Origin of the sequence: Mucilaginibacter pallidiroseus (genome assembly GCF_007846085.1) — a bacterium.
Taxonomy (GTDB): Bacteria; Bacteroidota; Bacteroidia; order Sphingobacteriales; family Sphingobacteriaceae; genus Mucilaginibacter; species Mucilaginibacter pallidiroseus.
The window spans coordinates 57,926-74,203 of the sequence record NZ_VOEJ01000005.1 but is presented as its reverse complement, the minus strand read 5'-3'; the positions used below and the strand labels follow the sequence as shown (position 1 = coordinate 74,203).

The following is a 16,278-nucleotide window of genomic DNA, read 5'->3' as shown; positions in this document are numbered from 1 at the left end:
ATTGTTCCACGTCGGGTTAATCAACTTTTTAAAAAGTCAGGACTTCCTATTGCTCACCATTTCGCGTAAATGCACATAAAGCGTACAACTGGGTGTTATGAGTTCCAATGAAGCAGTAATTAATCTAAAATTGTAATAATAATAAATCGCAAAAATTTTAATGTAAGCGGAAGGGCGAAGCTGTATCATTGCGAGGCTTCATTTTAGTTAAACATGGCAACAATCATTAAATTTATTATAAAGTCTCCGCTTAGGACCATTTGTGTCATCGCATCATTAATTTTCATTATTTGCTATACGATCAGCTGTAGGAAAGAGGTAAGTAAGCAGCCTGTTTACCGCTTTGATAAGTATTTTAACTTGGCGGCTAAGCCTATAATAAGCCCAATACAAATAAACTTTCAAAATGATGGTACTCAGGCACCTGTGGGCTGGTTAAAAGATTGGGGTGAACCTTTTTCTGCTCATCCCGGTGTTTTTGAAGGTTCAGATTTGACGTTTGGATGGAAAAGTGTAGCTGATGACAAACCACTTGATTTACGCGGAAATGGCCGCGCAAGACTCGAGCCAGAAGACGTTTTGCTATCCACCTTTATGCACATGCAGGCTGATCATATCAGTGGTTTAAGATACGGTGCGTTTGATGGCGTTAAGGCCAGCGGTTATTGGGAGCTGAAAGTTTTAAATGGCGTATACAAAGTAACTGTTGCTACGGGCGACGGGGCTGTTCATAAGGCAAAAGAATTGGATTGTATAAACGTTGAAGGTGTTAAAGCAATTTACAATTTTAAACCAATGGGTAAATTACGAAGCCCGGGCAGATTTAAAGAAGCAACTGTAACCGTAACGGTGAATGATGGTCTGTTAACCATTGATGCTAAAGGCGGTATTAATACAAAAATATGCTATGTAAGCATTGCGCCAATTTCAGTTAATCCTTATCTGTATCTTGAATCAGCAGATCAAAATTTGTTATTGAGAAGAGATGTTAAAACTCCTCAATACATGACCCTTAGAATACGAAACTCAGCGCTTAAAAAGGTGCCATACAAATTGACGGTAGCTTATCCAGATAAAGGTGTAAACTGGATTCACTTAAGTAGAGAAGCATACGATACTGATTCTGTAAAAATTGATTATGCGGTCAACCGAAATCTTGCTCCGGGGACTTATAACGCTACGATAAGTGCTACAGCTGATGGATATTCATCAGCGGCTATTGATGTTAGGTTACGCGTGGTTGACGAAACTAGGCCCTACGTTATTAGTGCTAACCCAATTAACGGCGCTACAATAATCATAAATTCTACAATTGCAGCAAACAGTATTTCTGTCCCGGCAAAAAAAGGATTTAAGGGCGGTGTAAATAATGCTACTATAACAAATAAAACAGTTAAATTAATAAAAGTTGCGAATGATACAGATAGCATTGTCCCCGGCAATGTGCAGGGCACGGGCGGCGGGGACGCTATCAGTTTTACACCTGCCCAGCCATTAGAACCCTACACAAATTACAAATTTGTGATTACGAGCGGGGTAAAGTCTTACAGCGGAGCTTCATTTCAGCCGTTTGAGAGCTCATTCTCAACATCGTCTGCTCCTGTTGATTCCAGTAACATTATTAAAGCTGCTTTTACTAAGATATCTGTACCAGGTACTCAAAATAAAAAGTATACTTCACTCACATTTGGACCCGATGGACTATTTTATGCTTTGAAGATAAATGGAGGTATTGAACGCTTCAAAATCGATCATGAATCTGGTATGCTGAGTGGAATGACCAGTATTAATACACTCGTAAAAAAACGCGGCGAGTCAACGGCTATCGGCCTTACTTTCGATCCCTCATCTACAGCTGCGCACCCTGTTGCTTGGGTATCTTATTCATCATCGGGATTAAATGCGGCTCCGGAGTTCGATGGGAAAATCTCGCGCTTAAGCGGTCCTGACTTGCTGACCGAGGAACAGATGATCATAAACTTGCCCAGATCTACCAGAGACCATATGGTAAACAGCATCGTATTTGGCCCCGATGGTGCTTTGTATATTTCGCAGGGCAGTAATAGTTCCGCAGGTAGATTTGACAAAGGTTGGCAACGAGAGGAAACCTTGCTGGCTGGTTGTATCATGCGCCTCGACCTAAAAAAACTTGAGAAGGTTGCACTTCCGCTTGATGTTAAAACTACATCAAATCAAAAGTTAATAGATAACGCGCCTATAGGTTCGATTAAGCTTTCTGATGGCACTTATAATCCATACGGCATAAATTCGCCTCTAACCATATTTGCCTCGGGCATACGTAACGGGTATGATATGGTTTGGCATAGTAACGGACAACTTTATATACCTGCCAATGGATCTGGTGGCGGTGGCAATTCACCACAATCTATACGAGGTACAAGGCGCCCTGATGGTACTTTTTATAACGGATCGGCAGTTAAAGCTACTGAGAATGTGCCGGTACAGCACGACTGGCTATTCAGAATAAATCCCGACAGGAAAGTTGGCTATTTCGGCCATCCAAATCCCCTGCGGGGCGAATATGTAATTAACCGTGGCAGTAAAGATAACCCGATGTACGCACCTGGGGTAAAGCCGGATAATAATTATAGAGGTGCCGCTTTTGATTTCGGTTTTAATAAATCACCCAATGGCGTTATCGAATACAAAAGCAACGCTTTCAAACGTGCTTTGAAAGGAAAATTATTGGTTTGCAGATTCAGTGGCGGTGGCGATATTATTGTTTTGGAACCTGGTTCAATTACTAAGAAGCAACTTGTTAATCAAGCAAACGATAGTATTTATGATATCGTAAAATCAGCAAGCGGATCTGGAAACTATGGCCTTAAAGGTATGGTTGGTTTTGCCAATCCTTTGGAAATAACTGAAGATGTAACAAACGGCAACTTATACATCAGTGAGTTTAACTGGAACGAGAATCCTAATTTGATATCTCAGATCACCTTACTTAAGGTCACTGAAGATAACGAAAAAGCAGTTACTTCACGCAGCCAGATAGTCAAAAAAGTCAAATAAATGTGATTAGTCAGCACTTCGCTGGTTAGTAACCTCATCAATTTAAATATGAAAAATTTTACCAGAAAAGACGGGTATGCCGTCGTGTTTTGTTATGCGCTTATTTTGGTAATTGCAATAGTTTGCTCATCAACGCAAACTTCAGCAGCTTTTGGTAGCAGCTTAGCCAACAGGCGTACGGCAATGATTTTGATGCCTGCTGATACTTGCCCGCCTATTAGTACGCTGGATTGCAACGCGTTAAAAGTGGCGCTACCATTTAACCTTAGCTTCTCCAATAACATTGCAGGGACAATTAAGGATCGAAACGCCCTCGGTACTGGTTTTACAACGGTAAACACCTATTCAGGCACTAGGCTCACCGCAGACGGTTCGAATACCTTTGCGACAGTGCCCGGTTACGAGCCTTCAAAAATTGCAGTAACAGGTGGCGTTTTGCAATTGACAGCTAACAAGGGTATCGATTATCAGGGCAATAACAATCAGCTAAATGTGTTGGGGGTACAAGTTGCACCAGCCGCAAAATTACAATTAGAGGCGAATTTAATTAACCCTTACAATGGTACGCAAGCGCAACAGGCAGGATTGTGGTTTGGCCTGAACGATAAAACATTTATAAAGCTTTCCATAAACGGAAATAAGGTTGAGCTAAGGAAAGAACTTAATGATGTTTCTTCAACCGTATCTGGTACGAGTAATCCAGATCAGCGCATAACTTCAGTGATATCCGGTTTAAATAATAAAACCGTTAGCCTGCGAATGGTAGTTGATTCGGTAGCAAATACGGTTGAAGGCTTTTATTCGGTGGATGGCGTAAACTTTGTCAACGTTGGGTCAAGTTATCCAACAGCGTCACTCAACATAGCTAATACCAATATTGCTACTTTAACCACTTATGCGGGTATATATGCAAGCTATCGTAATGGAAGTACCGCCGTGACCTATTCGTTTGACGATTTCGCCTTGACTTCTGTGAAAGCTCCTGTTAGCGCAACGGTTAACGTCAATTTTCAAACAGCTTCAGCGCCGATTCCAACGGGTTATATTGCTGACACGGGCCTTCCATATAATACGTCGAGGCAATTTGGGTGGATAAGCCCCACAACTGGCCAACCTGCCGACCTCCAAGCAAATATGCGCCTCAGAACAGGGTCTGGAGATATAAAACAGCTAAGCCTGGTACAAATGCAGGCAACAACAAATGGTCAGGTTCCGGGTACATGGGAGTATGCTATGAGTAATGGTATGTACCGCGTAATTGTAAGTGCCGGTGATTCTGGATATTACGATAGCAATAATCAAATAAATGTGGAAGGCCTGCCTGTGATAGCCGATTTTACACCCTCTTCATCCAATAAATACCGGGTAGCTACCGGCCTGGTACAGGTAACAGATGGTAAATTAACGGTGGATGCATTTGGAGGGACCAATTCCAAGCTCAATTATATCAATATTATACCTGCAACAACAATTGCGGACAATACAGTGCCAACAGCCACCGCAAGATTAGTTGGCACACTTAAATCAACAGGTGTTTATGATGATCAGGTACAGGTGTATTTATCTGCTACTGACGAAGGCGGATCTGGGTTGGCTTCTTTGCAATATGCAATAAATGGCGGTGCCTTCACAAATTACAAATCGCCATTTACATTATCCGTTGCGGGCAATTATACGCTTGCAGTGAAAGCGGTAGATGGAAATGGGAATGTGACAAATACATCCTACGCGTTCAATATCGCGGCGCAATCAACCACGGGCGCTTATATGGTTTTGAAAAATATGGACGGTTTTCCATCGAATGATCGGTTAGTTTTCTCATTAATTCAAGTGCCCTGGAGGCGTACCAGTCCAGACACTACACCATACAATGCTAATCATGACAAGGTAAGGTTGCGCATAAACAATAAAGGTACAGGTAAGCTTAGAGTTACAGCACTAAACCTTACAAACTTACAGGATTGGAAAATAGTGTCCATTGGCACAGATACTGCTGCAACATTGCCGGTATCAATTAATGCAGGCACCTATACCGATGTAATTATAAATTTTAGGGCTAAAGATGCAGGTACGCGCCTTAAAATATTAAATGATACATTAACTATCATTAGTAATGATAGCATTGCGCCAAGTAAGAAAGTAATGCTTACCGGTATATGGCAAAAGGAGGGTGAAAGTACCAATGAACCATTTGCTCAGCAACTTTTAAATGCTTTTGGTTTTAAAAGTGTTGTTGGCTATGCAGCTAATGATGGTAGTGTGGATGGTAAAACACGCGTACCAAACTCAAGTGAGGTGAACGCAGATTATTTCGTTCGTGCAGACCCTAGTAAACCTGTAACGGTTGTTCAACTGGCGGCCTATCACGGATGCTGCTCAGCAACAGAATCAATCAGGTATTTCAATAAAGGGTCATCATCGTCCAGCAATATATTCACGCACAATCCTCTTGATGGGCAATCGATCTTACCTCGTCTAATCGGGTCAAGTGTTAATCTGGCGCGGGGTGAGTTTAATCCAACTAATACATTCGGTTTTAGAGTAGGGTCGTCTTCATCAGATCGAAAACAAAACTTCAACGGATTAATTGGGATACGTGTTTTAAAAGCATTAGATGACAAGGGAAACGTTATTCCGAATGCATACTTTTTAAACGGAGATTACCTCGGCACATCCTATACCAACTACGATTATCAGGACAATATTTATTATGTAGAAAATATACGGCCAGATTCGGGATCGGTTCATTACTCCAGCCTGGTACCCTTGCCAAACACGGCTTATAACTTTGATGCAACACAAACAGGTGCAACTAGCACAATAGCTGTAACGCTTAAAAATACCGGTACTACTTATGCTGACAGTACATCCGACCCATCAATCCAAATTAAAAGTATACAGCTTGTAGGGCCTGATGCATCAGAATTTTCAACCGGCAGTTTTTCCACTACAACATTAGCAGTGCAGGCTACAAAAGTCATCAACATAAGGTTTAGTCCGCAAAGTGTAGGTATAAAAAATGCTGCATTGATAGTTAACTACAATAGTGGCATCAGCCCCTTAAGGATACCATTATACGGCATAGCTAACACAGCTACGTCAACAGTGAATGTCGTCAGGCGTATTAAAGGAGGATCCGACGCAAATGTTACCATTGGAAACAACTTGTATGAGTCTGACAAAAACTATCGTAAAGGTTCTATAAAATTAGATATGCAGGTAATTGCGAGCGGCATAGATGGTACTGATATAGATTCCCTTTATCAAACTTATTTGTCTGCAGCTGCTGATTTGGCCGAAACCAGGTACGAGATACCTGTTACTAATGGTAATTATCAGGTTAGATTTCACTTCGTTGAAAATTATTGGAAAGATGAAGGCCAGCGGGTTTTTGCGATAACACTTGAAAATCAGCGGGTATTAACCAATTTTGACATCATCAGTGAAGTGCCGTACCGTACAGCGATTGTTAAAGATTATAATGTGACCGTTAGCGACGGCGTGTTAAATATCAAATTTAACCCTACGGCAAATAGGGTCGCTTTAGCTGCTCTTGAATTGTTTCAGGTAAATGATAATACTGTTGTTACAAGCAATAGGTTAGCTGCAACACCAATATCGAAAGATCTCAATCTGATCTCATCGGAAAAGAAAGTAAGCGTTTATCCTAACCCAAATGGAGGTTCTTCTTTTAACATCAGCCTTTCAAATTTTGGCAAAAATGAGGAGGGCGTGTTAACCGTCACCGATAGTTGGGGTAAGCCCATTCACACACAAAAAATCATTACTGATAATTTAGGAAGCGTAAACAGGCTTATTAACCTAAATAAGACATTGCAAATGGGTGTCTACATTATCAATGTCCGCACAAACAGTGGGCGGGGTTATGCCAAATTACTCGTTCAATAAACCGTTGTTCACATTAATTGCACACTATTTTACAATAAGGTGTCAACCCTCTTAAATGCTAAATTTTAACACGTTTTATTGCAATATTTGATAACAGTTAGCAACATGATTACCAATTTAAAATCAGATGCTAATGATAGTTGCCATATTTAAAATAACAAAATTGCTTATGTAAGCGGAGTGGCGAAGCTTTGCATGCTTTACATAAGGCATATGTCCAAAAATCATCTAAACAATATGAAAATACAAGGTACAACCAAACACCTGAAACTGGCGCTTCTGTTCACAGTAGTGGCCTTTAGTTCGTGTGTAAATACAAAAAGGCTTAAATATTTTCAGGATATGCCTGAGTCGGATAGTGCAACGCCCATCAATATTGCAGCGTATACTGAGACAACTATCCAGCCCGACGATATACTGGCTATCAATATAAACACTATTGATCCACAAGCTACGACTGCTATTAATAGCAGGAACGGTGGGTTTACAAATGTGGGTGTTAATCCTCAATCAGGGACTATCAACCCGGTTACCGGTTACCTGGTAGACAAAACCGGATTTGTTGACGTGCCGATAATAGGCCGTATAAAGCTAGGTGGCCTAACCACGCTTGAGGCCAGGGATATTGTGCGTAAGCGGGCTACCGACTTTTTCAAAAACCCAATTGTGGATGTTCGTTTTTCCAATTTTAGAATAACTGTAATAGGTGAAGTTAACAAACCTGCTTCATACGTTATACCTAACGAGCAGGTTAGTTTGCTTGATGCTATTGGCTATGCCGGCGATCTTACAGTATATGGTAAACGAAATAACGTATTGCTTATTCGCAAGGATGCAGCAGGAAAAAATGTAACCGTAAGGCTTGACCTTACAAAAAAGTCGACGCTTAACTCTCCCTATTTCTATCTGAAGCAAAATGATGTGGTTTACATAGAGCCTGATAAATCTAAGGTGCAGAATAATGATAATAACGTATTTAGATACATTACCGCAGGGGCTACAGTATTTACGGCAATCATTTTAGCTATTAGGTATTTATAAGCAACCCGTCACTTCAATTACTCAACAACAATAAAATAAACTTTTATGGAGATCCGCCCGGTAAAAGAGAATGGCAATGCCGTTAATAAATTTCTTTTACAATTAAAGTTACACTGGTATTTATTCGCAATAAGCTTCGTTGTGTTTTTGGGCCTTGCTTATGCTTATGTAACTTTTTCAACTAAGCAATATCTTGTGTCAAGCACTATATTACTTCAACAGCACCCTACTTCGCCAGATGCTTCTTCACAATTTGCAAATGGTGGTGCGTCAACTGCATTAACGTTGAACGATAACATCAAAAATGAAGGGGATGTGCTGCGATCAAGAAGCCTGATGAAGGAAGTTGTGCAAAGTATGCACCTTAATATTAGATATTTCTATAAAAGCGGTTTTTTAGCAACCGAAGCGTTTGACGAAACACCGTTTGTAATTGATATAATAAAAAATAAGGTAGATTCTTTGAAACAAAGAGAATACGTAATAAATGTGGTAGATGACAAAACTGTCAATATAGCCAACAGCGATGAAGGTGTGGATATGAAAGTTCCGTTTGGGAAAACAGTGTCGTTGCCACAATATAATATTCAAATCCAAAAACGTAACGGAGTTGCCCCCGTAAAGCAGGAATTTTCGACTACGATACAATCCGAAGACGATGCAACCACAGCAATTATGAACGGCTATGATGCTGAGTTTACTGATAAGGCAACTACAACGGTAGGACTAACCCTTTACTACCCAAATTCAAAAAAGGGAGAAGCCATTTTACAAACAATTATGACTCGTTATCTGGCAGACAATTTGGCCAACAGAAAACGGAATATTGATAGTACTATAAACTTTGTAAATAACCGGATAGCTGTTGTTGAGCAGGAACTTAGTGGTATTGAACGGAATTATCAGGCATTTAGGAGCGATAATAATATTACTGATATTGCTGAACAATCAAAAGTATTAGTAGGGAACGCGAGTGCCTATGCAGATAGGTACCAGCAACAACAGGTACAATTGTCCATAATCAACGCTTTGAAAAGGCGCCTGGCTGATGCAGGGAATAAAGATGTTATTCCAAGTTCCTTAAGCATTCAAAATGCTTCGTTTGCAGCTGGTTTGGTTCAATACAATAACCTTATTAATGAGCGAGAAAAGAGCAAGTTATCTTACACAGAATCCAACCCGGTTATTCAAAATCTTGACCAACAGATATCTTTAGCAAGGCGCAACTTGTTGCAAAGTATCGACAGCTATTCGAGGGAGATTGCACTGACCACCGCTGGCTCAAATAGCCAGAATAATGCCGTAACAAGTAAAATTCGTGCGGTTCCGGGCAAACAGCGCGCCATAGGCGATTTTGCGAGACAGCAGGAATTAAAACAGCAGCTATATGTGTACTTGTTACAAAAACGTGAGGAAACAGCCATGGCAAAAGCTGCGGATATGCCTTACTCACGTATTGTTGACAGTGCCAAAAGTAGCAAAACACCTGCTAAACCTATTAAGCCCATTATTTATGTGATGTCTTTCTTTTTGGGATTTATCGTACCACTAGGGTATGTTAATTCGAAAAGCTTGTTTGCAAAGAAAATCAACTCGGAAGCTGATATCGAAAAACAAACCGATGTAATGATCATCGGCAAAATTGGACACAACGCTATTTCTGATGGTCGATTAGTAGATATAAATTCCAGGTCTCCTGTTACCGAAAGTTTCAGAACGCTTCGGACCAAACTACGTAGTTTATTGGATAATCAGCAATCAAACGTGATTATGATCACATCGAGCGTAGAAGGGGAGGGTAAAACCTTCTTAACATCAAATCTGGGAAGTACACTTGCAATGGCAGGGAAAAAGGTGGTTTTGCTTGAACTTGATTTACGCAAACCACGCCTATCAGGGTTCTTGGGTATCAATAATAAGGAAAAAGGTTTTTCTAACTACGTAATGGATGATCTACCAATTAGCGAAATGATTAAACCAAGCAAATTTGATGACAATTGCTTTTTGATTTCGTCTGGTCCGGTAGTTGCTAACGCAAGCGAATTACTTTTGAGTGAAAAACTTCCAACTCTGATTAATGAACTAAAAAAGAGTTTTGATTTTATCCTTGTAGATAGCCCACCTGTTGGTTTGGTTTCTGATGCTTTGGTTATACAAAAACATGTAGACATGACCATATTTGTATGCCGTCACAACTATACCGGAAAAGACCAAATTGACATTATCAATGATATCAAGACCAAGGATAACGTAGAAAACTTATACCTGGTGATAAATGATGTTGATTTTTCTAAGGCGAAATATTCAGGGTACGGTTACGGAATTGGTTACGGGGATGTTGTCAAGTAACTGTGATTTAAAACTGTCTACATTAATAGCACCTACGTACTGAGATGAAAATCAAACCAGCGGTTACTACATTGCTAATGCTTTTGTGCATTTTTGATTTAGCACTTGCGCAACATAGTTTACCCCAAGTGACATGGGGAATAAATGGGCACCCGCTCACCCAAGTAGCCTACACCAAAAATATTGACCAGCAAATAACTGATTTAAAAGACCTTCATGTAAGTACTTATCGCTTCGATGTTCTATTAGATAGCGACGGTTTTTCAAAGAAAGATCAAGCGTTTACGCAATTATTGTCCAAGTTAGCCGATAACGGGTTAGCAGCGTTACCGGTACTTATGCAAAGCGGGCTTAAAGGGCTTGATAGCGAAGCGATTTATAATGTCAGCTATAAGCAGGGAAATAACTTTGCAAAGCGATATGGAAAGTACTTTTCTGTTATAGAGGTGAATAACGAAGCTGATTTAAAAATTATGCTACCGCGCAATTCTGGCGGCACCAAAAAATCTGACTATGACATCGAAAAATCACAGCGTGTAATAACGGCCATTAAGGGCTTTACTGACGGGGTTAAAAAGGTAGCTCCTAATATGAAGATAACCTTATCAGTAAGCTATACCCATTATTATTATTTGCAATTATTAAAAGACAACAATGTACAGTATGATATAGTGGGTTGCCATTGGTACTCCAATATGGGGCCAATTACCAACGCACGACCAAACGGTATTAACATGCTGGAGATTATCAAAACGAAGTTCAACAAACCGGTTTGGGTTACCGAGATTAATTATTCCGAAGGAACCTTAAAGGCCGATTTGGTAACGCAAAGTAATTATTTAACCAGTACTATACCTCAACTAATTAGTAACGGCGTAACTGGCATATTTGTATATGAACTCTATGATCAGCCGGCATTAAGCAAACGTAATGCTGAGGAAGCCCACTACGGCTTGATAAATCAGGAAGGCAATAGATTATATGCGCCAAAAGAAGCCTACACTGCTTACAAACAGCTGATACAAGGATTTAAGTAACCATTTCTTTTTGCGCGAAAATCATTTTGCAGCACCGTATGGTGTCGAAATAGATCACTACCAATTTTAAACACGATAAATACACTATGAAAATCGCCATTGTACATGACAACCTGGTTTGTAAAGGCGGAGCAGAACAGGTTGCGTTAAGCTTTCACAACGCTTTTCCAAACGCTCCGATATATACGCTTAGCTATGATGAGCAAAACACGTATCCTGAATTCAGAGATTGTGAAATAAAAACCAGTTGGTTCGGTAAACTCTTTAAGAGCGAAAAAAATTGTAAACGATTTTATTTTCCGTTGGGCATATTGGCTATGCAAAAGCTGGATTTAACAGCTTTTGACGTTGTTTTACAGTCAACAACACACTGTGCAAAATACGTTAAAACAGCAAGTAATGCCCTAATTATAACGTACTGCCACAATCCCTTCAGATTGGTTTGGAGTTCTGAGTCATATGAGAAGATAGCTAACTCGGGCCGTGTCAAAAAATTTATATATCAAAAGGTTATCAACTACATGAAGGGTGTAGATAAAGGTTTTGCTGATAAAACTAGTTGGTTTATTACCAATTCGCAAGAAGTGCTTCCGAGGATTAAAGCAGCCTATCAACCTAAGACCGAAATTGCTATCATAAACCCCTCAGTAAAATGCGACAACTTTTTTGTCTCACAAGGTTATGGGCAATACTACCTCGTTGTATCCCGCTTTGAGTCTTATAAAAAAGTGGATATGGTTATCGAAGCTTTTAAAAGCATGCCGCAACATAACTTGGTTATCGTTGGCAAGGGTTCAAGAGAAGATGAACTTAGAAAAATATCCAGCCCTAATATCACATTTTTAAGTGGTTTAACGCGTGAAGAACTTGCCCAGGTCTACGCTAATTGTAAGGCATTTATATTTCCTCAATTAGAAGACTATGGCATAACACCGTTAGAAGCTAATGCTTCGGGAAGGCCTGTAATAGCTTACGGTAAAGGCGGAGTAACAGAAACAATGATTCCCTATACAACGGACGCTGCTTCAGCCACCGCCTTATTTTTTAAAGAGCAAACTGCGCTTGCATTGAAAGGCGCTATCGATTTATTTGAGACCTTAACTTTTAGCCCGGCTTTTATAAGGGCACATGCTGAGTCATTTGATGAAGCTGCATTTGTATTAAAGATAAGGTCGTTCGTCACAAGGAAGTATCTTTTACAAAAAGGAATGCCGCAGGAAGTATCAGAAGGTGTGCAGTCAAAAGCTATAACCGTATGAAAATATTAATTACAAATACCTACTATTTTCCTGCTTTTGTGGGTGGTGCAGAAATTTCAGTAAAGCTACTAGCTGAAGGGTTAAGAGCTACAGGCAACCAGGTTTATGTATTAACTACTGGTGTTGAAGATAAAGTTTACACAGTAAACGGGGTAATTGTAATTAGCATTAAACAATTAAATATTTTTAACAGTTACGACAAAAAGCCGCATTCCCAGTTTTTAAAAGTGTTCTGGCACTTACTCGACTCGCTGAATTTTTTATATTATTTTAAGGTAAAATCAATATTAAAGCGCATACAACCGGATATCGCACATACTAATAGTATACAAGGATTTTCGCCGTTTTTGTGGTATATCATCAAACAGCAGAAAATCCCGTTAGTACATTCTATGCGCGATTATTATATGTTGTGCCACAAATGCAGTTTGTATAATAGTAATAATTGTAATACGCTTTGCAGCCCCTGCAAAACGACACACAGCGTCAAAAAACATTTTTTCAAATTCCCTGATAGGTTTATTGGCATAAGCAACTTTATACTGAGTAAATATCAGTCTTATCACCCACAAATCGCTGCAAAGAGCAGACTGATTTACAATGCGGTTGACACGAGAAACACCTCCTTCAATACAAGCGAGCCGACCCAAAAAATTGTGTTTGGCTATATTGGCCGGATTGATAGTGACAAAGGGGTAAGCTATATGGTTGATGAAATAGCTTCCTTGGATGTGGCAGAAAAATCTAATTTGAAGATATTATTTGCAGGCCATGGTAATCCGGGATTTATAAACAAACTTAAGCTTAAGCTTAAGCTCAATGATGTGGAATGTGAGTTTTTAGGCGTAGTTAAGCAAGATGACTTTTACCATAACATAAATGTATTAGTGGTCCCTGCGCTATGGAATGAGCCATTTGGTCGTATAGTTATTGAATCGTTGTCGTACATGGTACCGGTATGCCAATCAGACCGAGGAGGCTTGAAAGAGCTTTACAGCTCGGACACATCCTGGATATTTTCGCCCAGTAAGGGGCAGTTAGCAGCTCAATTAAGTTACATTTTAAAAAACAGGGAACAGTTGGCCGTAAAGAAAGCAAATTGCGTAAGAGAAGCCAGGAACTTTTCGGTTCAAAAATATATAAGCAAACATTTGTCGCTTTACAAAGAAGTAACCGGCGACTTGGTAAGCCAAGCGGTTACAATCGCTACTAAGCCAACATTATAATCGGTAAAGCATAAATATTAAAATTGATGGATACTACTGTTAAGCAACCTGCTTTACAAAACGATAAGAAACTTGTTACAAGCGGGATATTTTGGAATTTCTTACAACTTGTCGTAAATCAATCCTTTGCTTTCGGATTAAAACTAATTTTAGCGAAATTATTATTTCCGGGGCAGTTTGGCCTTGTTGGTATGGCTGTGGTTTTTACCGGATTTGTGCAGGTGTTGAATGATTTGGGCGTTGGTTCAGCTTTAGTACAGCGTAAAGTTGAAGATTTACGTAAGGAGCACTTTCACACCGCGTTTTGGGTAGGGGTAATATGGTCCGTTTGTTTGTTTGCCATCATGAGCTTAGTTGTAGCCAAACTCGCAGCGGTATTTTATCACGAACCAATGTTGCAGCAAATTATCCCTGTATTAAGCATAGGGATATTGGTTAGCCCGGTTAACCTTGTACACAAAGCACAGCTTACTAAAGAAATGAACTTTAAGAAGCTGGCATTTATAGATAATACATCAAATATACTCGCAGGTGTCATTGCTCTTATAATGGCCTTTATGGGCGCAGGGGTTTGGGCGCTTGTGTTTAATTCTGTAGCCAATTTGTTTTTTGCCATGCCTTTGTATTTTAACGCAACAAAGTGGAAACCGGCGTTTATTTTAGAAAAACAAGCTTTTAAAGATGTATTTGGTTTTGGAGTTTACACTACCGGATCTAATATTTTAAATTACTTATATAACAATATCGATTATCTGTTAATCGGTAAACTGTTGGGCGCTTCATCTCTTGGTATTTACACATTGGCATTCGTACTTACGGATACCTTCAGAAGTAGATTGATGGCTGTTATCAATAGTGTTATGTACCCTATTTACGGTAAAAAGCAAAACGATCCTGAGCTGTTAAAGAAATACTACTTAAAGGTTGTGCTTTTTAACTGTCTGTTTATATTCCCGATCATGACTTATTTTATTGTAGCGGGCGATCAGTTTGTGGTCAACATTTTCGGCGCTAAGTGGGCCGGAACTGTTGGGCCGCTGCAAATATTATCTTTTTCGGTAATGCTGCACATTTTAGTGAGCGGTAATACCGCCTTGTTAAGGGGGCTGGGCAAACCAGGTCTGGAGATGAAGCAACAGATATTGAAGGCGGCTATTTTTGTTCCATCATTAGCTGTAGGTATCTATTACTATGGCATATTAGGTGCCGCCTGGGCTATTTTGCTTAATAAATTTATTGTTGTCTTGGTGGCGCAGTACACCTTCAACTATTTAATCCCTATCAAGATCAGCTTTAAAGAGTTTTTATTGGCTATTAAGCCACCGGTTATTGACGCAATAATTACCACGATTGTTGCTTACCTGGTAAAGGCTGCCGGGGTAAATTATGTTATTACTGGAATAATCACTATGGCTTGCTACAGCTCTATCATATGGTTATTTATGAAAACTGAATTGATGGCCTTTTACACCGGTTTTCGTAAAAAATAGTTTCATCAATGAATATGCCTATGGTTTCAATAATTATCCCCTGTTACAATTGTGCAGCTTTTATTGACAGAGCAATAACGAGCGTATTGAAGCAAGATATCAAAGATATTGAGTTAATTCTTGTTGATAATAATTCAACTGATCAAACTTTTGCGGTAATGAGAGATTACCAGGCAAAGCACCCTGATTTGATCAGAATATATCAGGAACTAAAGAAAGGTGCTCCCGCTGCACGTAATTACGGTTTGAAATACGCTAAAGGCGAATGGATACAGTTTCTGGATGCAGACGACGAATTATTGCCCGAAAAGATTCAGCAGCAGCTAAATCTTGCACTTGCAGCAAACGCAGATGTTGTGGCTGGGGATTGTCTGCTTAAATATGATAATGGCAAAACGGAGATAACCCGTTATACCGACCAAAACATTTGGAGGGGGCTTATTAACTCGAAATTAGGTATTACGAGCTCAAACCTATGGCGGGCTACTGCTTTACGCGCGGTAAACGGATGGGATGAGGCGTTAACTTCATCTCAGGAATACGATTTGTTGTTCAGACTTATAAAAAATAAGGCCGTTGTAATTACAGATAAAAGTATCAATACAATTGTTCACTTTTCGAATAATTCAGTATCAAAGAGTACGGATCTTACTAAGTTAAAGCAAATCTTAAATAACAGAGTAAACCTACGGTTACAGATTAAAAACGAACTGCGCTACCGATCCCAGTTAACACCTGCGCTTAAGTCAACTATCGATCTATATATATACACCGAGATCATGTCTTTTCAGTATTTATTCCCCGAGTATGTGAACAGCTTATTACAGGTGCATCAGCCTAAGGTTGCTTTATATCATAAAGTAAAAATCAAAGCAAGGCAGTATGTCAAGCAATTAAAGTAGTTTTTAAAATCATTAACTCATTATAAACT

The 16,278-nt window shown here is 39.6% G+C and carries 9 protein-coding genes; all 9 read left to right on the top strand.

The window, feature by feature from the left end; all coding sequences use genetic code 11:
- Positions 1–213: 213 nt before the first annotated feature.
- The 9 genes from FPZ43_RS11345 (at position 214) to FPZ43_RS11305 (ending at position 16,249) form a co-directional block, all read left to right on the top strand.
- On the top strand, positions 214–3,036 hold the full coding sequence (locus FPZ43_RS11345) for an Ig-like domain-containing protein (RefSeq protein ID WP_146382043.1): 2,823 nt from the start codon (positions 214–216) through the stop codon (positions 3,034–3,036).
- A gap of 48 nt (positions 3,037–3,084) precedes the next feature.
- Positions 3,085–6,945 carry a malectin domain-containing carbohydrate-binding protein gene (locus tag FPZ43_RS11340; protein ID WP_146382042.1) on the top strand — a complete coding sequence of 1,287 codons (3,861 nt, stop codon included), beginning with the start codon at positions 3,085–3,087 and terminating at the stop codon, positions 6,943–6,945.
- Positions 6,946–7,182: 237 nt separating this feature from the next.
- Entirely contained in the window at positions 7,183–7,986 is an 804-nt protein-coding gene (locus FPZ43_RS11335) for a polysaccharide biosynthesis/export family protein (RefSeq protein ID WP_186461821.1), read from the top strand.
- A 45-nt stretch (positions 7,987–8,031) separates the two neighbouring features.
- Complete coding sequence (locus FPZ43_RS11330; protein WP_146382040.1) at positions 8,032–10,335, top strand: GumC family protein; 2,304 nt, start codon at positions 8,032–8,034, stop codon at positions 10,333–10,335.
- Positions 10,336–10,379: 44 nt separating this feature from the next.
- On the top strand, positions 10,380–11,372 hold the full coding sequence (locus FPZ43_RS11325) for a glycosyl hydrolase (protein WP_146382039.1): 993 nt from the start codon (positions 10,380–10,382) through the stop codon (positions 11,370–11,372).
- Positions 11,373–11,689: 317 nt separating this feature from the next.
- A complete protein-coding gene (locus tag FPZ43_RS11320) occupies positions 11,690–12,631 on the top strand; it encodes a glycosyltransferase (RefSeq protein WP_222430963.1) in 942 nt (313 codons plus the stop codon).
- Positions 12,628–13,857, top strand: a complete 1,230-nt coding sequence (locus FPZ43_RS11315) for a glycosyltransferase family 4 protein (RefSeq protein ID WP_146382037.1) — start codon at positions 12,628–12,630, stop codon at positions 13,855–13,857. The genes FPZ43_RS11320 and FPZ43_RS11315 overlap by 4 nt, the downstream gene beginning before the upstream one ends.
- Positions 13,858–13,883: 26 nt before the next feature.
- Positions 13,884–15,347 (top strand): lipopolysaccharide biosynthesis protein, encoded by a 1,464-nt coding sequence (locus FPZ43_RS11310; RefSeq protein WP_146382036.1) that lies wholly within the window; start codon positions 13,884–13,886, stop codon positions 15,345–15,347.
- Positions 15,348–15,355: 8 nt separating this feature from the next.
- Positions 15,356–16,249, top strand: a complete 894-nt coding sequence (locus FPZ43_RS11305) for a glycosyltransferase family 2 protein (protein ID WP_146382035.1) — start codon at positions 15,356–15,358, stop codon at positions 16,247–16,249.
- Positions 16,250–16,278: the final 29 nt, after the last annotated feature.